General features: G+C 69.5%; 21 protein-coding genes. 16 read left to right on the top strand and 5 right to left on the bottom strand.

The window, feature by feature from the left end; genetic code table 11:
- The first annotated feature begins 26 nt into the window (after positions 1–26).
- Genes LDQ05_RS00980 through dprA form a run of 3 tightly spaced genes read left to right on the top strand, consistent with a single transcriptional unit; the run spans position 27 to position 3021 of the window.
- The gene (locus LDQ05_RS00980; protein ID WP_226435025.1) at positions 27–380 is read left to right on the top strand and encodes a YraN family protein; all 354 of its coding nucleotides are present in this window, start codon (positions 27–29) and stop codon (positions 378–380) included.
- Entirely contained in the window at positions 380–1888 is a 1509-nt protein-coding gene (locus LDQ05_RS00985; protein ID WP_226435026.1) for a YifB family Mg chelatase-like AAA ATPase, read from the top strand. Before LDQ05_RS00980 ends, LDQ05_RS00985 begins: the two co-directional genes overlap by 1 nt.
- A complete protein-coding gene (dprA, locus tag LDQ05_RS00990; RefSeq protein ID WP_226435027.1) occupies positions 1885–3021 on the top strand; it encodes a DNA-processing protein DprA in 1137 nt (378 codons plus the stop codon). Before LDQ05_RS00985 ends, dprA begins: the two co-directional genes overlap by 4 nt.
- A 35-nt stretch (positions 3022–3056) precedes the next feature.
- On the opposite strand, the gene LDQ05_RS00995 is transcribed toward dprA, so the two are convergent.
- Complete coding sequence (locus tag LDQ05_RS00995; protein WP_226435028.1) at positions 3057–3329, bottom strand: DUF6953 family protein; 273 nt, start codon at positions 3327–3329, stop codon at positions 3057–3059.
- Positions 3330–3429: 100 nt separating this feature from the next.
- Here LDQ05_RS00995 and LDQ05_RS01000 point away from each other — a divergent pair, with 100 nt between their 5' ends.
- On the top strand, positions 3430–4212 hold the full coding sequence (locus LDQ05_RS01000) for a siderophore-interacting protein (RefSeq protein WP_226435029.1): 783 nt from the start codon (positions 3430–3432) through the stop codon (positions 4210–4212).
- Positions 4213–4224: 12 nt separating this feature from the next.
- On the opposite strand, the gene LDQ05_RS01005 is transcribed toward LDQ05_RS01000, so the two are convergent.
- Positions 4225–5388 carry a multidrug effflux MFS transporter gene (locus LDQ05_RS01005; protein WP_226435086.1) on the bottom strand — a complete coding sequence of 388 codons (1164 nt, stop codon included), beginning with the start codon at positions 5386–5388 and terminating at the stop codon, positions 4225–4227.
- A 111-nt stretch (positions 5389–5499) separates the two neighbouring features.
- Between LDQ05_RS01005 and LDQ05_RS01010 the strand changes: the two genes are divergently transcribed.
- Both LDQ05_RS01010 and LDQ05_RS19910 read left to right on the top strand, forming a co-directional pair.
- Positions 5500–6414 (top strand): tyrosine recombinase XerC, encoded by a 915-nt coding sequence (locus LDQ05_RS01010; RefSeq protein ID WP_226435087.1) that lies wholly within the window; start codon positions 5500–5502, stop codon positions 6412–6414.
- Between the two features lie 458 nt (positions 6415–6872).
- Positions 6873–8234: a MinD/ParA family ATP-binding protein gene (locus tag LDQ05_RS19910; protein ID WP_443711380.1), complete on the top strand. Its 1362-nt coding sequence runs from the start codon at positions 6873–6875 to the stop codon at positions 8232–8234.
- 27 nt (positions 8235–8261) lie between these two features.
- Here LDQ05_RS19910 and LDQ05_RS01020 read toward each other — a convergent pair whose 3' ends face one another.
- On the bottom strand, positions 8262–8741 hold the full coding sequence (locus LDQ05_RS01020; RefSeq protein WP_372461005.1) for a M23 family metallopeptidase: 480 nt from the start codon (positions 8739–8741) through the stop codon (positions 8262–8264).
- 359 nt (positions 8742–9100) lie between these two features.
- Here LDQ05_RS01020 and rpsB point away from each other — a divergent pair, with 359 nt between their 5' ends.
- The 6 genes from rpsB to LDQ05_RS01050 all read left to right on the top strand — a co-directional run bounded on the left by rpsB (position 9101) and on the right by LDQ05_RS01050 (position 14037).
- Entirely contained in the window at positions 9101–9919 is an 819-nt protein-coding gene (gene rpsB / locus LDQ05_RS01025) for a 30S ribosomal protein S2 (RefSeq protein ID WP_226435031.1), read from the top strand.
- A gap of 106 nt (positions 9920–10025) precedes the next feature.
- The gene (gene tsf / locus LDQ05_RS01030) at positions 10026–10853 is read left to right on the top strand and encodes a translation elongation factor Ts (protein ID WP_226435032.1); all 828 of its coding nucleotides are present in this window, start codon (positions 10026–10028) and stop codon (positions 10851–10853) included.
- 159 nt (positions 10854–11012) lie between these two features.
- The gene (gene pyrH, locus LDQ05_RS01035) at positions 11013–11741 is read left to right on the top strand and encodes a UMP kinase (protein ID WP_226435033.1); all 729 of its coding nucleotides are present in this window, start codon (positions 11013–11015) and stop codon (positions 11739–11741) included.
- A gap of 28 nt (positions 11742–11769) precedes the next feature.
- The gene (gene frr / locus LDQ05_RS01040; protein ID WP_226435034.1) at positions 11770–12327 is read left to right on the top strand and encodes a ribosome recycling factor; all 558 of its coding nucleotides are present in this window, start codon (positions 11770–11772) and stop codon (positions 12325–12327) included.
- Between the two features lie 2 nt (positions 12328–12329).
- Entirely contained in the window at positions 12330–13253 is a 924-nt protein-coding gene (locus LDQ05_RS01045; protein WP_226435035.1) for a phosphatidate cytidylyltransferase, read from the top strand.
- Positions 13254–13260: 7 nt separating this feature from the next.
- Positions 13261–14037 (top strand): class I SAM-dependent methyltransferase, encoded by a 777-nt coding sequence (locus LDQ05_RS01050; RefSeq protein ID WP_226435036.1) that lies wholly within the window; start codon positions 13261–13263, stop codon positions 14035–14037.
- Here LDQ05_RS01050 and LDQ05_RS01055 read toward each other — a convergent pair.
- Entirely contained in the window at positions 14006–14824 is an 819-nt protein-coding gene (locus LDQ05_RS01055; RefSeq protein ID WP_372461000.1) for an HpcH/HpaI aldolase/citrate lyase family protein, read from the bottom strand. The genes LDQ05_RS01050 and LDQ05_RS01055 overlap by 32 nt on opposite strands.
- Before the next feature lie 94 nt (positions 14825–14918).
- Here LDQ05_RS01055 and rlmN point away from each other — a divergent pair, with 94 nt between their 5' ends.
- On the top strand, positions 14919–16028 hold the full coding sequence (rlmN, locus tag LDQ05_RS01060; RefSeq protein WP_226435038.1) for a dual-specificity RNA methyltransferase RlmN: 1110 nt from the start codon (positions 14919–14921) through the stop codon (positions 16026–16028).
- Positions 16029–16151: 123 nt separating this feature from the next.
- Here rlmN and LDQ05_RS01065 read toward each other — a convergent pair whose 3' ends face one another.
- Entirely contained in the window at positions 16152–16397 is a 246-nt protein-coding gene (locus tag LDQ05_RS01065) for a DUF2631 domain-containing protein (RefSeq protein WP_226435039.1), read from the bottom strand.
- 150 nt (positions 16398–16547) lie between these two features.
- On the opposite strand from LDQ05_RS01065, the gene dxr reads away from it, so the two are divergent.
- From dxr to ispG, 3 genes are read left to right on the top strand one after another with little or no spacing between them, the layout of a single operon-like run.
- Positions 16548–17702 (top strand): 1-deoxy-D-xylulose-5-phosphate reductoisomerase, encoded by a 1155-nt coding sequence (gene dxr / locus LDQ05_RS01070; RefSeq protein ID WP_226435040.1) that lies wholly within the window; start codon positions 16548–16550, stop codon positions 17700–17702.
- A gap of 15 nt (positions 17703–17717) precedes the next feature.
- Entirely contained in the window at positions 17718–18938 is a 1221-nt protein-coding gene (locus LDQ05_RS01075; protein ID WP_226435041.1) for a M50 family metallopeptidase, read from the top strand.
- A gap of 45 nt (positions 18939–18983) precedes the next feature.
- The gene (gene ispG, locus LDQ05_RS01080) at positions 18984–20135 is read left to right on the top strand and encodes a flavodoxin-dependent (E)-4-hydroxy-3-methylbut-2-enyl-diphosphate synthase (RefSeq protein WP_226435042.1); all 1152 of its coding nucleotides are present in this window, start codon (positions 18984–18986) and stop codon (positions 20133–20135) included.
- The last annotated feature ends 143 nt before the right edge of the window (positions 20136–20278 follow it).

Here is a 20278-nt window from a genome sequence, read left to right on the forward strand (position 1 = left end):
GGTGCACCACAGGGAGGAGCGACACGATGCGGAATCGGGAAGTGGGGATCCTCGGGGAGGATCTGGCGGCCGAATACCTCGAACGGGCCGGAATGACGGTGCTGGAACGGAACTGGCGGTGCAGGCACGGTGAACTCGACCTGATCGCGCAGGACGGCGCGACACTCGTGTTCATCGAGGTCAAGACCCGGACAGGACTCGGATACGGAACGCCCGCGGAGGCGGTGACACCGGCGAAAGCAGAGCGGTTGCGTCGGTTGGCGGGTCTCTGGCTGGCCGAACAGGACCGCGGATGGGAACGGATCCGCGTCGACGTCGTCACCGTCGTGCTCGGTAGGAACACGGCTCCGGAGATCACACACCGCAAGCAGGTGCTCTGATGGCGCTGGGGCGGGCGTGGTCGGTGGCGGTGTCGGGTGTCGACGGGCATGTCGTCGAGATCGAAGCGGACATCGGTGGGGGCCTGCCGGCGGTGAAAATGGTGGGACTACCCGACACCGCGTTGCAGGAATCCCGCGACAGGGTGCGCGCAGCGGTCTCCAATTCCGGTGGCAAGTGGCCGGATTCGAAGGTGGTGCTGGCACTGTCACCGGCCACGTTGCCCAAGGTCGGCAGCGTCTACGACGTCGCGCTCGCGTGCGCGGTGCTCAACGCCGCCGACGTCGTGCCGCTCGAGTCGATGTCCACGACCGCGCTCATCGGGGAGCTGGCGCTCGACGGTCGGGTACGTCCGGTACGCGGTGTCCTTCCCGCGGTGCTCACAGCCAAGAAGCACGGATGGTCGCGGATCGTCGTGCCCGTCGGGACCATGACCGAGGCCGCCCTCGTCGACGGCATCGATGTCTACGGCGCGGCCACACTCCGCGAGCTCGTGCTGTGGCTGCAGGGCGACGGACCGCTCGAGCGTCCCGATCCGACCGCCGCGCCGTCACGAGAGACACGAGGCGACCTCGCCGAGGTGGTGGGGCAGCGGGAGGCCCGCCGCGCCATCGAGGTCGCCGCGGCGGGCGCGCACCACCTCATGCTCACCGGACCACCCGGTGTCGGAAAGACGATGCTGGCGCAGCGGCTTCCCGGAATTCTGCCGGAACTGACGGACGCCCATGCACTGGAGGTGACGGCGATCCACTCGGTGGCAGGGCTGCTGAGCCCTGACAGACCCCTCGTGACGGAGCCACCGTTCATCGCTCCGCACCACACCGCGTCGGTCACCGCGCTCATCGGAGGCGGCAGCGGCACCGCGAAACCCGGAGCCGTCAGCCGAGCGCACCGGGGAATCCTGTTCCTCGACGAGGTCGCCGAGATGGGCCCGAAGACCCTCGAGGCGTTGCGGACACCGCTCGAGGACGGGGAGGTGCGGATCGCACGGCGCGACGGTGTCGCCCGCTATCCCGCCCGGTTCCAGCTGATCCTCGCGGCGAATCCGTGCCCGTGCGCACCGGCCCGCGACGCGGACTGTACGTGCGCACCCACCGCGCGCCGCCGGTATCTCGGCAAACTCTCCGGACCGCTCCTCGATCGGGTGGATCTGCGTGTCCGGATGCAGTCGGTCGCCACGAGCGCACTGATGGGGGAGACCGGGGAGAGCACCGACGACGTGCGCGCCCGGGTCGCGGAAGCGCGTGCAGCCGCCGCCGACCGGTGGGGTGAGTTCGGGTGGGCGACGAACGCGGAGGTTCCCGGCCCGGCGCTGCGGCAGAGGTTCCGCCTCCCGGGTGACGCACTCAAACCGGTGGAATGGGCGCTGCGCAAGGGCGCGATCACTGCGCGCGGCGCGGATCGGGCGTTGCGGGTGGCGTGGACGTTGTGCGATCTCGACGGCGCGACGTCGCCCGACGAGGTCCATGTGGCGGCGGCCCTCGATTTCCGGGATCGGGGTGCGGCATGAACGCGGATTCGTTCGATCCGGACGAACGGCGCCTCGCGTGGGCGTACCTGTCGACCGTCGCGCAGGGGGCGTCGCGGTCGCTGTCCGCGGCGATCGAGGAGGAGGGTGTCGTCGCGGTCGCCGCCGCGGTCCGCGCCGGGCGTGCCGGAGCCGAACTGTCGTCGAGACTCTCCGCGCGGGCGCACCTGGACACCGCTGCCGTCGACCTCGAGCGACTGCACCGGGCCGGTGGGCGGCTCGTCACCCCGGACGACGACGAATGGCCGGCGTGGCAGCTGTTGGGATTCGGGATGCTCGACAAGGCGACCGATGCGGAGGCGGCGCCGCACGCGCTGTGGGTGTGGGGCACGCGCCGGCTCGACGAACCGGTGGAACGCGCGATCGGCATCGTGGGGACCCGCGCTGCCAGCGGATACGGCGAACACGTCACGGCGGAGATTGCGGGGGATCTCGCGCTGGACGGCTGGACGGTGGTGTCCGGTGCCGCGTTCGGTGTGGACGCGGCGGCCCATCGTGCGGCGTTGGCGGTGGGCGGGACGACCGTCGCGGTCCTGGCGTGCGGAGTCGATCGCGCGTATCCGGCAGCGCACGCCAAGCTGCTCCGCGCCGTGTCGGAGAACGGACTCGTGGTCAGCGAGTACCCGCCGGGCACCGCACCCGCCCGCTACCGGTTCCTCGCACGGAACCGGCTGGTGGCGGCGTTGTCCTCGGGCACGCTCGTGGTGGAGGCCGGGTGGCGCAGCGGTGCACGGAACACCGCCACCTGGGCGCGTCGACTGGGACGTCCGGTGATGGCGGTGCCGGGGCCCGTGACGTCCGCGTCGTCGCAGGGATGCCACCGGATGATCCGGGAGAACGAGGCGCGGCTGGTCGGGTCGGCACACGAGGTCGTCGACGAATGCGGCCCGTTGCTCGCGCCCGACGACCGTGACGCTCAGGTGGTCGGATCATTGGATGGGCTGTCCGGAGACACCGCACTCGTGTACGAGGCGTTACCGGCGGTGGGCACGGTGGGCCCCGCCGAGCTCGCGACGTCCGCGGGTGTCGCGGTCGATCGGGTGCGCGCGGCGTTGCCGATGTTGGAACTCGAGGGCTTGGTGGTCTCGCGTGACGGCGGATGGGAGCGGGCGTGAGTCCGCCGCCGCCGGGCGATCGGTGCCGAGGTCGATCAGTTGCCGTCGCCGGGTGCGGGATCGACAGCGGTGTCCGCGACGTACCACGCGCGATCCTCGCGGTGCCACCGGATGCCGCCGCGGTGCGCCTTGCGGAACTCCTTGAGGACTGCGCGGTCGACGGACGGATGTCCGCTCTCGCCCACGTAGATCCAGTCCCCGCCGAACTTGGCCTCGATCGCTTCGATCATGTCGGTCTGCAGGACCCGGTGTTCGGTGGTGATGATGTCGACCATCCAGGTGGCGACGTCGGACGCGGTGGCACTCATGGGCATCGAGCCTAGCCGGACGGGGCGCTGTGACCCGCCGCGCACCGCCCGCGACCGGGTACGGTTGCTTCGGATAGGTAACCCTAAGAGGAGGTAGTCGATGGCGCGTAACGCTCCGAAGGCGACGACGCTGACCGTGCTGCGCACGGAGGTCGTCGCCGAGCACTTCGTCCGGGTCGTGCTGGGCGGTGCGGGTTTCGACGAGTTCGAGCCGCGGGCCGAGACGGACAGCTACGTCAAGATCGAGTTGGCGTCCGGCGGGGACACGGTACTGCGCACGTACACGATCCGCCGCGTGGATCGGGCCGCGAAGGAGATCTGGATCGACTTCGTGGTGCACGGTGACGAGGGCGTCGCAGGCCCGTGGGCGCGGTCGGTGCAGCCGGGCACCGATGTGACGGTGCGTGGGCCGGGTGCGGGATACCTGCCGGATCCGGCCGCCGATTTCCATCTGCTGGCAGGTGACGAGACCGCGGTTCCTGCCATCGCGGTGGCTCTCGAGACGCTACCCGCCGACGCGACGGGCGCCGTGTTCGTCGAGGTGGCCGGACCGGGCGACGAACTCGACCTGGTGCGGCCCGCGGGGGTGAGCCTGACGTGGCTCCACCGCGGTGTCGCGGCGGGTGACGCCGGCCCCGACCTCACCGAAGGCAACGCGCCGCTGGTGGCGGCGGTCGAGGCGCTACCGTGGCCCGGCGGTGACGTCCAGGTGTTCGTGCACGGCGAGGCGGAGACGGTGATGAAGCATCTGCGTCCGTACCTGCGCACCGACCGCGGTGTTCCCGCGTCGCGCGCCTCGATCTCCGGGTACTGGCGGCGTGGCCGCACGGAGGAGGGCTTCCGCGTGTGGAAGCGGGACCTCGCCGAGGCCGAGGCGGTCTGATCCGGCAGTCGCTCAGCGGCGGGCGTCGCGCGTCAGCGTCAGCAACGACACCAGCGCGAGCCCGCCGGCGGTGGCGATGGCGATGGTCATCGGCACCGCGGTGTCCTCGCCGCCGAGACCGACCAGTGGTGAGACGATCGCGGCGAGTCCGAACTGGGACGCACCCATCAGTGCCGACCCGGTACCGGCGGCCTCCGGGACCTCGCCCTGGCCGAGGGCCGTGGCGTTGCCCATGACGAAACCGAGGCTCGTGATGCACACCCACAGCAGCGGCAGGATCAACCAGGCGTGGGCGCCGGCGACGAGGGTGCCGACCAGTAGGAGGGTGCCGGAGCCGAACAGTACGAGCACGCCCGCGCGCAGGAGGGTGTACACCTCGACCCGCGCCACCAGTCGCGTGTTGACGATGTTGCCGCCGACCAATCCGACCGCATTGATCGCGAACACGATCGAGAACTGTGATGCGGACATTCCCAGGACGTTCTGGACCACGAACGGGGATGCCGAGATGTACGCGAACATCGCGCCGAAGCTCAGCGCGAAGGTACCGGCGTAGCCGACGAACCGTCGATTGTGCAGGACGTATCCGAAGTTCCGGGCGAGGGCGGCGAGACCACCGCCGTGCCGCTTCTCGGTGGGCAGGGTCTCGGGGACGAACGCGAGGACACCCGCCAGCATGACGACGGCGGCGCCGGTGAGGACCCAGAAGATGCCGCGCCAACCGATCGGGCCGAGCAGCACCCCGCCCAGTAGCGGAGCGGCGATCGGTGCGATGCCACCGATGATCATCATGACGCTGAACAGCTTGGCTGCTTCCCGGCCGCGAGCCCGGTCGGCGATGACGGCGCGGGCCAGGACGATGCCGGTTCCACCGCTGAAGCCCTGGATGAGGCGTGCAGCGATGAGGACCTCGACGCTGGGTGCCAGCGCGCACAGCGCGCTGCTCGACGCCAGGACGATCGTGCCGACGAGCAGCAGGCGCCGGCGTCCCCATCCGTCGGAGAGCGGACCGACGATCAGTTGCCCGAATCCGAGGCCGGCCATGAATGTCGTGAGTGTGAGCTGTACCGCGACTGCTGTGGTGTCCAGACTTTCCACCATCGAGGGAAGCCCGGGCAGGTACATGTCCGTCGCCAGCGGTGCCGTCGCCGACAGCAGCGCGAGTGCGCACAGCATCGACAGTGGAATAGTTTTACTCACGAACTAACTCTATCGGCGCGTCCGCTTGCCGTGACCGGCGGTGTGCCGCACGGTGGGACGATGGATCGTGATCCGCGCGACGGCCCGTTGCCGCCCGCCCTCGCTGTGCACGTCGACGACTTCGCCGACCATCTCCGGCTGGAACGAAACCGGTCGGTGCACACCCTGCGGGCCTACGTCGCCGACGCGCGTTCCGTTCTCGTCGAACTCGCCGCCGCAGACCCCGACGCCCGGATCACCGACCTCGATCTGACGACCCTGCGCGCGTGGTTGGCGAGGCAGGTCGAGTCGGGGGCGGCGCGATCGACCGTGGCCCGCCGGACCTCGTCGGTGCGGATGTTCACGGCGTGGTTGTTCACGACCGGCCGGGTCGACGCCGACCCCGGGGCACGGTTGGCGACCGCCCGCCCCCACCGATCTCTGCCCGCGGTGCTGCGCGCCGACCAGGCCGTCGCGATCATGGACGCGGCCGAGTCCGGGGCGCGAGAACTGGACCCCGTCGGGTTGCGCGATCGGGTCATCGTCGAATTGCTGTACGCGACCGGGATCCGCGTCGGTGAGCTGTGCGGACTCGATGTCGACGACATCGACGGTGACCGGCGCGTGGTCCGCGTCCTCGGCAAGGGGAACAGGGAGCGCACCGTTCCGTACGGGGTGCCCGCGGCACACGCCCTCGACATGTGGCTCACCCACGGACGACCACACCTGGTCGCGGACACGTCGGGGCCGGCGCTGCTGCTCGGGAAGCGGGGCGGACGCATCGACCAGCGGCAGGTACGTACGGTGGTGCATGCCACGGTGGCGGCCGTTCCGGATGCCCCCGATGTGGGCCCGCACGGACTGCGGCACAGTGCGGCGACCCATCTCCTCGAAGGCGGCGCGGATCTGCGGGTGGTCCAGGAGGTGCTGGGGCATTCGAGTCTGGCGACGACGCAGCTGTACACGCACGTGTCCGTCGCACGGTTGCGCGCGGTGCACGAGCAGGCGCATCCGAGGGCGTGAACGGGCGTCGATACGTCCCTTTTGATACCGTCGCTGCGGTCCGAGTCGGGGGAAGATGCGGGGGGAGTCAGATGACGCGCGAGCAACCGAGCCCGGCCGTGCCTGCATGGTTGCAGGAGGACGACGCATCCGTGGTTGCCGCCGCACCCGTCGGCCGCCGCGGTCTGCGCCGGTCCTCGCGCACCGCACCCGAGGAGACGGTGCCGCCACACGCGCCGGCGCCACACGCGTCGCCGTCCCGAGCCGAGCGTCCGCCGGTGACGGGCGAGCACGCACCGTCTCGACCCGTGCCGGATCCCACCGTCGCGCCCCCGGCACCGACGGCGCCTCCGCCACCGGCCGTGTCCGCACAGCGCCCGGTGGCGTCGACGCCGCTCGGAGCTCCACTGTCGGTTCCGGCGCGTCCGGCGGTACCGGAGCCCTCCGCACCGGCCGCGTCGGTCGACACACCGGCCCCCGTGTCTCCTCGCACGCCTCCTCGCACGCAGGAACGGGTGATCGCGGCCGAACCGGCAGTCGGACCGGAGGTCGCGGTGGCTGCGCCGGACGCGCCACGTATCCCGGAGTGCGCCTCGAGCGGGCCCGCGGCACCGGACGTGGTACTCCGGTCCGTCACACCGTCCCCGCCTGTTGCAGAGCCCCCTGTTGCAGAGCCCCCTGTCGCTGAACGCCTGCCCGCTGCGGCGACCCCGCAGGGTCGGGAACCGACCCGCGAACCCCGACCGACGGGGGATCCTCGACCGGACCGACCACACGAATCCGTGCGACAGGCCCCCGTGCATCCGCCCGCGCCGGAACCGGACCGGGCGGAACCTGCACCGGATCGGCTCGGGGAACCGTCGATCGCGGGGACGAACGCGGGGCCGGACCATCAACCATCGAACCTCGACCTCGCGTCGGGTGTTCTCGTGCGCCGTGCTCGTCGCGCTCCCGGCGGGGGTTGGCGCAGGGGGGTCCATCGACTCACCGGGGGGCTTCTCAGCCCGGGCCTGTCGGCGTCGGCCGCGCACCACGACGAGTTGGTCGCGCGAATCCGACAACCGATCGGCGGTGACTACCGCATCGCTGTGCTCTCCCTCAAAGGGGGAGTCGGCAAGACCACGACCACGATCGGCCTCGGCTCGACGTTCGCCTCGTTGCGCGGTGACTGCGTGATCGCCGTGGACGCGAATCCGGACTTCGGCACCCTCGCCCAACGGGTACGGCAACAGACCGACTCGACGGTGCGCGATCTCCTGCGGGTCGCCGACGACATCGAACGCTATTCGGACGTGCGCGCGCACACGTCCCAGGCGGCGAGCAGGTTGGAAGTACTCGCCAGCGAACGCGATCCGGCCGTGTCGGAGGCATTCAGCGAAGCCGACTACCGCGACGTCGTCGACATCCTGAAGGTGTACTACAACATCATCCTCACGGACTGCGGAACCGGGATCATGCATTCGGCGATGCGCGGTGTGCTCGATCTCGCCGACGCGCTGGTCCTCGTCGGGTCGCCCGCCGTCGACGGTGCCCGCAGTGCCGCCGCGACGCTGGACTGGTTGCAGCACCACGGGTACGGCGAACTGGTCGAACGCACCGTCGTGGTGATCAGCTCCCCGCGCCCCGGTGCGACCAACGTCGACATGGATGCGCTCACCGGCCACTTCCTCTCGCGGTGCCGTGCCCTGCAGGTCGTCCCGTTCGACGAGCACCTCGCCGAAGGCGCCGAGATCGAGCTCGATCTGCTCCGCCCCGCCACGCGTCTGGCGTACACCGAACTCGCGGCGATGGTCGCCGACGACTTTCCGGCGTTGACGGGACGGCATGCGGCGCCGCTCTGACCGCGCCGGGTGGCCGCGGCGGGACGGCTACCCGCCGTCGACAGGAAGCAGGCGGATCACCGGTCGCTGTACCAGCGGCAGAGGATCGAGATAGTCGTCGCGGCCCCGTCGCAGGCCCCAGTGCAGGCAGGCAGGTACCGGGCATCCGTCGTGGCCGGCGGACACGGTGCCCAGCGGATCCCCCGAGCGCACCCGGCGGCCGGCCGTGACCGCCGCGACGACCGGTTCGTAGGTGGTGCGTAACCCACCCGCGTGATCGATCGACACGACGGGTTTCCCGGCGACCGTTCCGGCGAACGCGACCGTGCCGTCGCCTGCGGCGAGGACCGTCTGCCCGGGACGCGCCGCGAGGTCGACGCCGCGGTGACCGGGCAGCCAGTCCTGCGCTGGAGGATCGAACTCGCGGGTGATCGCCGGTCGCGGTTCCAGCGGCCACCCGAAGGCCGGCGCGGCACCCGCGACAGGGGTGGCGTGGCCCGATGCGACGGCGCACAGCACGAGCGCGATCGCCGTGGCGGCGCAGGACGGTGACGGAAGCTGCACGCCCGCCACGTTTCCGTGTTCGCGGGTGCCGCGACAGCCCCCGCTCACGATCTGTGGACAACCGAGGGGTTTGTCCACAGACGAACTTTCGGGCGCCGAGCGTCGGCCGGTTGGTGGTCGAGGCGGTCGGTCTCGTACACTGGACGAGCGGTCTGCACAGGCAGATCGACTTCGCGCGTCCGCGCGTCGACGCCATCCACCGTCGGTGGGTGCGTCACAGATGTCCGTCGACCGGTCCCCTCGCGGGGTTCGGCGGGCATGCGGGCGCCAGGGTGGAGATCGCGAGATCACCCACGACAACCGACACGAAAGAGAGAACAGCCATGGCTGTCGTCACCATGAAGCAGCTGCTCGACAGCGGCGCGCACTTCGGGCACCAGACCCGCCGGTGGAACCCGAAGATGAAGCGGTTCATCCTCACCGACCGCAACGGCATCTACATCATCGATCTGCAGCAGACCCTGACGTACATCGACAAGGCGTACGAGTTCGTCAAGGAGACCGTGGCGCACGGCGGCACGATCCTGTTCGTCGGCACCAAGAAGCAGGCTCAGGAGTCCATCGCCGACGAGGCCACCCGCGTCGGGATGCCCTACGTCAACCAGCGTTGGCTCGGCGGCATGCTCACCAACTTCTCCACCGTCCACAAGCGCCTGCAGCGCCTGAAGGAGCTGGAGTCGATGGAGCAGACCGGTGGTTTCGAGGGTCGCACCAAGAAGGAAATCCTCATGCTCACGCGTGAGAAGACCAAGCTGGAGCGCACCCTCGGCGGCATCCGCGACATGGCGAAGGTTCCGTCGGCCGTGTGGGTCGTCGACACCAACAAGGAGCACATCGCCGTCGGTGAGGCCCGCAAGCTGAACATCCCGGTCGTTGCGATCCTCGACACCAACTGCGATCCCGACCTCGTCGACTTCCCGATCCCGGGCAACGACGACGCGATCCGTTCCGCGGCTCTGCTCACCAAGGTCGTCGCCTCCGCCGTCGCCGAGGGCCTGCAGGCCCGCGCAGGGAAGAGCGCCGACGCGGACGCCAAGCCCGAGGCCGTGGCCGAGCCGCTGCCCGAGTGGGAGCAGGAACTGCTGTCGCAGGCCGCCTCCGGCGAGAACGCCCCCGCGGCGGACGCAGCCCCCGAGGCCTGATCGCTTGCGCGGCCCCGACCGGACGATCGAGAGATCATGGTCGGGGCCGTCGCATCGACGCCCACCCCGAGACTTTCCCATCACAGACACAGGAGGCTCGCTTCTCATGGCGAACTACACCGCCGCCGACGTCAAGCGTCTCCGTGAGCTCACCGGCTCCGGAATGCTGGACTGCAAGAACGCTCTCGCCGACAACGACGGCGACTTCGACAAGGCCGTCGAGCAGCTGCGTATCAAGGGCGCCAAGGACGTCGGCAAGCGCGCCGAGCGCTCCACCGCCGAGGGTCTGGTCGTCGCGAAGGACGGCGTCCTCGTCGAGCTGAACTCGGAGACCGACTTCGTCGCGAAGAATGCCGAGTTCCAGGCGCTCGCCGACACGATCGTCTCCGCTGCCGCCGAGGCGCGCCCCGCCGACGTCGACGCGCTGCTCGCGCTCGAGATCGACGGCAAGACCGTGGCGACCCTCATCCAGGAGCTCTCCGCCAAGATCGGTGAGAAGCTCGAGCTGCGCCGGGTCGCCGCTCTCGACGGCAACGTCGCGGTCTACCTGCACAAGCGTGCCTCCGACCTGCCGCCGGCCGTGGGTGTGCTCGTCGAGTACACCGGTGACGGCGACGCCGCCGCCGAGGCTGCCCGCAGCGCCGCCATGCAGGTCGCCGCGCTCAAGGCGAAGTACACGAGCCGGGACGAGGTCCCCGAGGAGATCGTCGCCAACGAGCGTCGCATCGCCGAGGAGACCGCCAAGGCCGAGGGCAAGCCCGAGCAGGCCCTGCCGAAGATCGTCGAAGGCCGCGTCAACGGCTACTTCAAGGATGTCGTGCTCCTCGAGCAGCCGTCCGTGACCGACTCGAAGAAGACCGTCAAGGCGCTTCTCGACGAGGCCGGAGCCACCGTCACCCGCTTCGTGCGGTTCGAGGTCGGCGCCACCGGCTAGACCCGTGTTCGCTCGACCCCGCCGGACCTGTACCGGCGGGGTCGAGCCGTGTCGGGCGCCGTCGGCAACGATGGCGTGTCGCCTCGCGCCCGGTCTCGGCTCCGCCGGGTCGATGAGGCAGGATGAAGGAGCCGATCCATGCGCAACCAGAGGAGAGTCATGTCCGACGATGCCCACGAACGGCCCGGTTTCCGCCGGGTGCTTCTCAAACTCGGCGGCGAGATGTTCGGCGGTGGCAAGGTCGGGCTCGACCCCGATGTGGTGACGATGGTTGCGGAACAGATCGCCGAGGTGGTGCGCAGCGGTGTCGAGGTCGCCGTGGTGATCGGCGGCGGCAACTTCTTCCGCGGCGCCGAACTGCAGCAGCGCGGATTGGAGCGCGCGCGTTCGGACTACATGGGCATGCTCGGCACCGTCATGAACTCCCTCGCGCTCCAGGACTTCCTGGAGAAGCAGGGCATCGACACCCGCGTGCAGACCGCCATCACGATGGGGCAGGTCGCCGAACCGTACCTGCCGTTGCGGGCACGCCGTCACCTCGAGAAGGGGCGCGTCGTGATCTTCGGCGCCGGGATGGGCATGCCCTACTTCTCCACCGACACCACCGCCGCGCAGCGCGCGCTCGAGATCGGTGCCGACGTCGTGCTGATGGCCAAGGCCGTCGACGGTGTGTACTCCGCGGATCCGCGCACGGTTCCGGACGCGGAACTGTTCGAGGAGATCACACACCGCGAGGTCATCGAGAAGGACCTCAAGGTCGCCGACGCGACCGCCTTCAGCCTGTGCATGGACAACGCCATGCCGATCATGGTCTTCAATCTGCTGACCAAGGGCAATATCGCTCGTGCCGTCGCCGGTGAGAAGATCGGAACGCTCGTACGGTCATGATTGGACAACGGAACATGGAGGAACTGCCGTGATCGATGAAGCTCTCTTCGAAGCCGAGGAGAAGATGGACAAGGCCGTCACCGTGGCCAAGGACGATCTCGGCGGTATCCGGACGGGCCGGGCCAACCCCGGCATGTTCAACCGGATCGTCGTCGACTACTACGGTTCGCCCACCCCGGTGACGCAGATCGCGAGTATCAACGTGCCCGAGGCACGCATGGTCATCGTCAAACCGTACGAGGCCTCGCAGCTCGGCGCCATCGAGACCGCGATCCGCAACTCCGATCTCGGGGTCAACCCGACCAACGACGGCAACATCATCCGCATCTCCGTCCCGCAGCTCACCGAGGAACGCCGCCGCGAACTCGTCAAGCAGTCGAAGGGCAAGGGTGAGGACGCGAAGGTCGCGATCCGCAACGTGCGCCGCAAGGCGATGGAGGAGCTGAACCGCATCCAGAAGGACGGTGAGGCCGGTGAGGACGAGGTGGTGCGCGCGGAGAAGGAACTCGACAAGACCACCGCCAAGTACGTCGCGCTGATCGACGAACTGGTCAAGAACAAGGAAGCCGAGTTGATGGAGGTCTGACGGTGGGTCGAGCCGACGGATCGTCCGATCCGCAGCTTCCACTCGATGCCGGAGCGGACTCCGGCATCACCCCTGCAGTCCCGCAACCGGAGAAGGCGTCCGCGCCGGCGTCCCGCGCCGGCCGGAACCTACCCGCCGCGATCGGTGTCGGCGTGGGTCTCGGTGCGCTCGTCATCGTGATCCTGCTGTTCGCGCCGACGGCGTGGTTCGCCGTGGTCGGTGGCGCCATCGCCATCGCGACGTGGGAGGTCACCAAGAGGCTGCGCGAAGCCGACGTGCTCGTTCCCCGTGTCCCACTGCTGCTGGGTGGGCAGGCGACGATCTGGCTCGGTTGGCCGTACGGAACCACCGGGGTTCTCGCCGGGTTCGCCGGCACCGTGGTGGTGACGATGCTCTGGCGGCTGTTCGACCACGGACTCGCCGCGCAGCCACACAACTACCTGCGCGACACCGCGGTGTCGGTGTTCACCGTCGCATGGTTGCCGCTGCTCGCGTCGTTCGCCACCCTCATGGTGCTCGACGAGCAGGGCGCGCAGCGCGTGTTCTGCCTCATGATCGTGTGTGTGGCGTCCGACATCGGCGGCTACACCGCCGGTGTGTTGTTCGGTCGGCACCCGATGGTCCCGGCGATCAGCCCGAAGAAGTCCTGGGAGGGCTTCGGCGGTTCTCTCGTCGCGTGTGTGGTGGCCGGTGTCCTCACCGTCACACTGATGCTCGACGGGCCCTGGTGGGTCGGTGTGGTGCTCGGAGCGGTCCTCGTGCTCACCGCGACGTCGGGCGACCTCATCGAGTCGCAGGTCAAGCGAGATCTGAAGATCAAGGACATGGGCACGCTGCTGCCGGGACACGGCGGCATCATGGACCGGCTCGATTCGATCCTGCCTTCCGCGTTCGTGACCTGGCTGATCCTCACCGTGTTCGTGTAGGCACACGGTGGGCTCACGACGGGGAGACGACCGGGGTGTCATCGCGAGCCCCAACATCTGGCACTGGCCCGCCGTGTACGAGGTGGAGAACCGGGCCCAGGACACCCGCGGCGCCGTGTACGCGGCGCTGCGGGAGGCCGTCGACTGGGCCGGTCGCGACGTCGTCGACGTCGGCTGCGGCACCGGATTCCACCTGCCGATGTTCGCGGCGGACGCCCGGTCCGTCGTCGGTGTCGAACCGCACCCGCCGTTGCGGGCGGCCGCGCGCCGCCGGGTAGCCGGCGTCGGATCCGTGACCGTCGTCGACGGGTCTGCCGCCGCACTTCCCCTCCCGGATTCGTCGGTCGACCTCGTGCACGCCCGAACCGCGTACTTCTTCGGGCCCGGATGCGGTGCCGGGATCACCGAGGCGATGCGGGTGTTGCGACCCGGTGGTGCACTGGCCGTCGTGGATCTCGACGCCACTGCCCACCCGTACGGCAAGTGGATGCGCGCCGATCTGCCGCACTATCGGCCGGACGTGGTGGAGGCCTTCTTCGAGACCCAGGGCTTCGACCTGCGCCGTATCGACACCGAGTGGTCGTTCCCGGACCGCGACGCACTCGGACAGGTCCTGCGGATCGAGTTCGGGCCCGAGATCGCCGCGCGGGCGTGGCGCGAGACCCCGGGAACCGCTTTGACCGTGCGTTATCGGCTGCACATCCGCCGTCGAGCCGCCGGACTGGTGGTCCCGGATCGCACCCGGCGGGCAGTCAGCGGCCGAAGATCCGGGACAGCCGGGTGATCTTCTTCGCCTTTGCGAGTCTCGGCAGGTCACTCCCGTCACGCACGCCGCTTCCGTCCTCCCCGACACGCGCGATGATCGTCCGTGCCCAGGCGATGTCGTCGGAGTCGGGACTGAGTGCCGCGTTGGCGTACGGGGCTCGGTCGGGTGTCGTACAGAGTTTCCCGGTCATCCCCATTTCACGGGTCAGGTGGGCTTCCCGCTCGAGGATCTGCGGGTCGTCGGTCAGGGAGGGGCCGTCGATCGGCCCGGGCAGGCGCGCCGCGCGGCTCGTGATCACCAGTCGCGACCGCGGATAGGCCAGCGCGAGCGGGGAGTCGCTCATCCCCGTGTCGCGCCGGAAGTCGCCGCTGCCGAACGCCAGCCGGAACGTGCCCTCCGCCCGCGCGATCTCGGGTACGGCCTCGAGGCCCGCGGCGGACTCGATGAGCACCAGCACGGGCAGCGTCGCGGCCAGCGCCTCGTGGGTGGCTTCGACCTGCTGCCCGCTCTCCGTCTTCGCCAGCATGACTCCCGCGAGGCCGGGCACCCCCGCGAGTGCGTCCACGTCGTCGCACCAGTGCGGGGTGGTGGCGTCGTTGATGCGCACCCACGCGGTGTTCCCGGCACGCAACCAGTCGATGACGGCTGCGCGTGCCGAGGATTTGTCGTCGGGCGGGACGGCGTCCTCGAGGTCGAGGACGACGGCGTCGGCGGCGGAGGACGCCGCCGCGCCGAACCGGTCGCGGTCCGCGCCCGGAACCAGCAGCCAGGAGCGTGCGTACACGGGGTCGATTCCGGTGGCCATGGCCCCCATCGTCCTCCCCCCGACGAGTGCAGTGGGTGAGTATCACACCGCGCGGGTGCCCTGAACCTCCGAAATCATGGGACAATGGATCATTATGTCTGCCACCCTTCCCCTCGTGTTCGATGCGCCCAAGCGCGGGATGCCGCCGCGGCACCTCGCCGATCTCGACGCCGATCAGCGACGCGACGCGGTGCGGGACCTGGGACTGCCCGCGTTCCGGGCCGATCAGCTCGCGCGCCAGTACTACGGCAGGCTCGAAGCCGACCCCGAGAAGATGACCGATCTGCCGGCATCGCTGCGACGACAGGTGGGGGACGCGTTGTTCCCGCCGCTGCTCACCGCGGTGCGACACATCGAATGCGACGGCGGACAGACCCGCAAGACGCTGTGGCGCGCGGGCGACGGGACGCTGCTCGAGAGCGTATTGATGCGCTACCCCGACCGTGCGACCCTGTGCATCTCCAGCCAGGCCGGGTGCGGGATGGCGTGCCCGTTCTGCGCGACGGGCCAAGGTGGTCTCGACCGCAACCTGAGCACCGCCGAGATCGTCGACCAGGTTCGCGCGGCTGCCGCGGACCTGCGTGACGGCGAGGTCCCCGGCGGACCGGGCCGGCTGTCGAACATCGTGTTCATGGGCATGGGCGAGCCCCTGGCCAACTACAAGCGGGTCGTGGCGGCGGTGCGTCGCATCACGTCACCCGCCCCCGAGGGGCTGGGTCTCTCACAGCGGTCGGTGACGGTGTCCACGGTCGGTCTCGCCCCCGCGATCCGCCGCCTCGCCGACGAAGACCTGCACGTGACCCTCGCCGTGTCGCTGCACACCCCGGACGACGAGCTGCGCGACACACTGGTGCCGGTCAACAACCGATGGTCGGTGGCGGAGGTACTCGACGCCGCCCGGTACTACGCCGACAAGACCGGACGGCGGGTCTCGATCGAATACGCGCTGATCCGCGACGTGAACGACCAGCCGTGGCGTGCCGACATGCTCGGCAAGAAGCTGCGCAAGGCACTCGGTCCGCTCGTGCACGTCAACCTCATCCCGCTCAACCCCACCCCGGGCAGCAAATGGGATGCCAGCCCGAAACCCGTCGAACGCGAGTTCGTGCGGAGAGTTCAGGCGCAGGGTGTGCCGTGCACGGTGCGTGACACCCGCGGTCAGGAGATCGCGGCCGCGTGCGGGCAGCTCGCCGCCGAGGGGTGACCGGCCGAGGAGGGGCGCGTTCGCATTCTTCGTGGTGAGGCCGGTGCGCGCCCTGCGCCCGCGCAGACGACGACACCCGGGCGCCTCGTGGGCGTCCCGGGTGTCGCCGGTCTTCGCTCGTGGTTACCGCGGCTTGCGGCGCCGGACGATGTCGCGGACGAGGATGAACACGATCGCGGCCGCGAAGCCGATCAGGTACAGGTCCTCGACGTGCCCGGTGTGATTGCCGATCATCATCAGCAGCAGGAACGCCGCGACGATCCAGCCCAGGGTGCGGAACAGCTTCGGAGCTTCTCCGCTCCATCCCCACTCAGCCGACGGAACCTCGTCCGTGTACTCGTGAGTGGTCTGCAACTCGGTCCCGGCCACGGTTTCCTCCTGCTCGCCAAGTCGGTCTCGTTGCCGACAATCGTGACATACGACCGGGCGTCGTACGAAGTGGGGGCACCGTTCGGTGCGCCGCGCCGACCCACCGCGACCGGTGCGGCCGCACACTCCGGCATCGGGAACAATGAGCACGTGGCCGACACAGCATCCTCCCCACGCACACGAGTCCTGCTCCTCGGCAGCACCGGGTCCATCGGAACCCAGGCGCTCGAGGTGATCGCGGCGAACCCCGACCGATTCGAGGTCGTCGGTCTGGCTGCCGGCGGCGGCAACATCGATCTGCTGCGCGAACAGATCCACGCCACCGGTGTCACCGACGTCGCGGTCGCCGATCCCGCTGCGGCGGCGAGGCTCGACGTGCCCGCGCGTAGCGGCCCGCATGCCGTCACCGACCTGGTGCGTGACACCGACGCCGACGTGGTGCTCAATGCACTCGTCGGTGCCCTGGGGCTGGGCCCGACCCTCGCGGCGCTCGAGTCCGGTGCACGGCTCGCGCTCGCCAACAAGGAGTCGTTGGTCGCCGGAGGGTCCCTCGTTCTCGGTGCTGCCGCGCCCGGCCGGATCGTGCCCGTCGACTCGGAACATTCCGCGCTCGCACAATGCCTGCGCGGCGGAACCGCGGACGAGGTCGCCCGGCTCGTCCTGACCGCATCGGGCGGGCCGTTCCGGGGGTGGAGCGCTGCGGAACTCGAGGCGGTCACGCCGGAGCAGGCCGGCGCGCATCCGACGTGGTCGATGGGCCCGATGAACACCCTCAACTCGGCGTCGCTGGTGAACAAGGGGCTCGAGCTGATCGAGACGCATCTGCTGTTCGGGATCGACTACGACCGGATCGACGTGACCGTGCATCCGCAGTCGATCGTGCACTCGATGGTGACGTTCGTCGACGGATCGACCCTGGCCCAGGCGTCCCCACCGTCCATGAAGTTGCCCATCGCGCTGGCGCTCGGCTGGCCGGATCGAGTGCCGGACGCCGCCCCGGCACTCGACTTCACGACGGCGTCGACCTGGGAGTTCGAACCCGTCGACGACGAGGTGTTCCCCGCGATCGCCCTGGCGCGCGCCGCCGGAGTCGGTGGCGGCTGCCTCACCGCGGTGTACAACGCCGCGAACGAGATCGCAGCCGAGGCCTTCCTCGCCGGTGAGGTGACGTTCCCGCGGATCGTCGGTACCGTCGAAGCGGTGCTGAGCGAGGCCGACGAGTGGTCGGCCGAACCCGCCACCGTCGACGACGTGCTCGCCGCCGACGGCTGGGCCCGCGACCGGGCTCGCGCACTCGTGAAGTAGGAGGATCGGCCGCACATGCTGTTCGTTCTGGGCGTCGTGTTGTTCGCCCTCGGCATCGCCGTGTCCATCGCCCTGCACGAGGCGGGCCACATGTGGACCGCACAGAAGCTCGGCATGAAGGTCCGGCGCTACTACATCGGGTTCGGCCCGAAGGTCTTCGCGTTCCGCCGCGGCGAGACCGAGTACGGGCTCAAGGCGATCCCCGCCGGTGGTTTCTGTGACATCGCGGGAATGACCGCACTCGACGAGCTCGCCCCCGACGAGGTCGACCGGGCGATGTACAAGCAGAAGACGTGGAAACGGCTCGTCGTGATGTCCGGTGGCATCGCCATGAACTTCGTGCTCGGCATCGCGTTGATCTTCGGGCTCGCCGTGACGTCCGGGTTGCCCAACACCGACGACCGCGCGGTCATCGGGTCTCTCGACTGTGCGGCACCGACGCAGGCGGGGGAGGAGGGCGGCTACGCGCCGTCCGAGTGCCAGGGCACGGGACCGGCGCAGGACGCCGGCCTGCAGGTCGGAGATGTCGTCGTCGCTGTGGGCGGCACCCCGGTCGAGACCTTCGAGGACCTCGTGCGCAGCACCCGGGCGCTCACCGGCCCCGCGGACTTCACGGTCGAACGCGGCGACGAGACCCTCACCGTGCCCGTCGCGGTCCAGCAGGTGCAGCGCTGGGTGTACGAGAGCGACGTCGCCGATGCCGAGCCGGTCTCGCGGACGGTCGGCGCGATCGGCGTCGGTGCCGAACCGCCCGTCCTCGAGTACGGCCCGCTCGAAGCGGTTCCCGCCACCTTCGGATTCACCGGATATCTCGCGGCACGCACCGCCGAGGCGTTGGTGTCGCTGCCGGGCAAGGTCTCCGATCTGTGGACGGCGGTGACGGGCGGCGAACGGTCGATCGACACCCCGGTCAGCGTCGTGGGCGCCAGCGTGATCGGTGGGCAGTTCGCCGAGCGCGGCATCTGGCAGTCGTTCGTGTTGCTGCTCGCGCAACTGAACTTCTTCCTCGGCGCGTTCAACCTGGTGCCGCTGCTGCCGCTGGACGGTGGACACATGGCCGTGGCGATCTACGAGCGGATCCGCAACTGGTTCCGGAACCTGCGAGGCAAGCCCGTCGGGGCTCCCGTCGACTACATGAAGCTTCTGCCGCTGACGTACGTCGCGGTCGTCATCGGTGGCGCATTCATGGTGCTGACTCTCACAGCGGACATCGTCAACCCCATCAAGCTGTTCTGAGCTGCACCGGTAGAATCGGCCGGTAGCTACGAAAGAAGGCGAACTGTGACAAGCCCCGTCGGACTGGGCATGCCCGAGATTCCCGCGGTCCTCGCGCCGCGACGCAAGACCCGACAGCTGATGGTCGGTGGTGTCGGGGTCGGCAGCGACCATCCCGTGTCGGTGCAGTCGATGTGCACGACCAAGACCCACGACGTGAACGCGACCCTCCAGCAGATCGCCGAGCTCACGGCCTCCGGCTGCGACATCGTGCGTGTCGCCTGCCCCCGACAGGAGGACGCCGACGCGCTCGCCACCATCGCGAAGAAGAGCCAGATCCCGGTCATCGCCGACATCCATTTCCAGCCGCGCTACATCTTCGCCGCGATCGACGCGGGTTGTGCGGCCGTGCGCGTGAATCCGGGCAACATCAAGGAGTTCGACGGGCGCGTCAAGGAGGTTGCGAAGGCTGCCGGCGACGCAGGGATTCCCATCAGGATCGGTGTCAACGCAGGCTCCCTCGATCCGCGCCTGATGAAGAAGTACGGCAAGGCCACCCCCGAGGCACTCGTCGAATCCGCACTGTGGGAGGCGAGCCTCTTCGAGGAGCACGGCTTCGGCGACATCAAGATCTCCGTCAAGCACAACGACCCCGTCGTCATGGTCGAGGCGTACCGGCAACTCGCCGCGCAGTGCGACTACCCGCTGCACCTCGGTGTCACCGAAGCCGGGCCCGCGTTCCAGGGCACGATCAAATCGGCCGTCGCCTTCGGTGCTCTGCTCTCCGAGGGCATCGGCGACACGATCCGGGTGTCCCTGTCGGCGCCGCCCGCCGAGGAGATCAAGGTCGGAACCCAGATCCTGCAGTCGCTGAATCTGCGTCCCCGCAAGCTCGAGATCGTCTCGTGCCCGTCCTGCGGACGCGCCCAGGTCGATGTGTACACACTGGCCGACGAGGTCACCGCCGGACTCGAGGGCATGGACGTGCCGTTGCGTGTCGCGGTGATGGGCTGCGTCGTCAACGGCCCGGGTGAGGCACGCGAGGCGGACCTGGGTGTGGCTTCCGGCAACGGCAAGGGACAGATCTTCGTCAAGGGGGAGGTCATCAAGACGGTCCCCGAGGCGCAGATCGTCGAGACCCTGATCGAGGAGGCGATGCGCATCGCCGAGGAGATGGGCGACGACGCGGCAGGATCCCCCACCATCACCGTCGGCTGAGCGCAACCCCGGTGGCCACCGCGGCGCACGGGACGTGTGGTGCACGTGAGGTGTCGGGCGGTGGGCGGATCGGAACACCGATTTCCATGCGGGCGTGACGCGTGGCACCCTGATCACGTATCGGCTTGTCGACGGGTGGTGAG

Source organism: Rhodococcus yananensis (assembly GCF_020515525.1).
Classification (GTDB): domain Bacteria; phylum Actinomycetota; class Actinomycetes; order Mycobacteriales; family Mycobacteriaceae; genus Rhodococcus; species Rhodococcus yananensis.

Bases quoted from the DNA above. Each gene is read 5' to 3' on its own strand.
- LDQ05_RS00995 (WP_226435028.1), bottom strand. From the start codon at position 3,329: ATGAGTGCCACCGCGTCCGACGTCGCCACCTGGATGGTCGACATCATC.
- LDQ05_RS01055 (WP_372461000.1), bottom strand. From the start codon at position 14,824: ATGGCCACCGGAATCGACCCCGTGTACGCACGCTCCTGGCTGCTGGTT.
- dprA (WP_226435027.1), top strand. From the start codon at position 1,885: ATGAACGCGGATTCGTTCGATCCGGACGAACGGCGCCTCGCGTGGGCG.
- pyrH (WP_226435033.1), top strand. From the start codon at position 11,013: ATGTCCGACGATGCCCACGAACGGCCCGGTTTCCGCCGGGTGCTTCTC.
- tsf (WP_226435032.1), top strand. From the start codon at position 10,026: ATGGCGAACTACACCGCCGCCGACGTCAAGCGTCTCCGTGAGCTCACC.
- LDQ05_RS00980 (WP_226435025.1), top strand. From the start codon at position 27: ATGCGGAATCGGGAAGTGGGGATCCTCGGGGAGGATCTGGCGGCCGAA.
- LDQ05_RS01005 (WP_226435086.1), bottom strand. From the start codon at position 5,388: ATGCTGTGCGCACTCGCGCTGCTGTCGGCGACGGCACCGCTGGCGACG.
- LDQ05_RS01075 (WP_226435041.1), top strand. From the start codon at position 17,718: ATGCTGTTCGTTCTGGGCGTCGTGTTGTTCGCCCTCGGCATCGCCGTG.
- LDQ05_RS01000 (WP_226435029.1), top strand. From the start codon at position 3,430: ATGGCGCGTAACGCTCCGAAGGCGACGACGCTGACCGTGCTGCGCACG.
- LDQ05_RS00985 (WP_226435026.1), top strand. From the start codon at position 380: ATGGCGCTGGGGCGGGCGTGGTCGGTGGCGGTGTCGGGTGTCGACGGG.
- rlmN (WP_226435038.1), top strand. From the start codon at position 14,919: ATGTCTGCCACCCTTCCCCTCGTGTTCGATGCGCCCAAGCGCGGGATG.
- rpsB (WP_226435031.1), top strand. From the start codon at position 9,101: ATGGCTGTCGTCACCATGAAGCAGCTGCTCGACAGCGGCGCGCACTTC.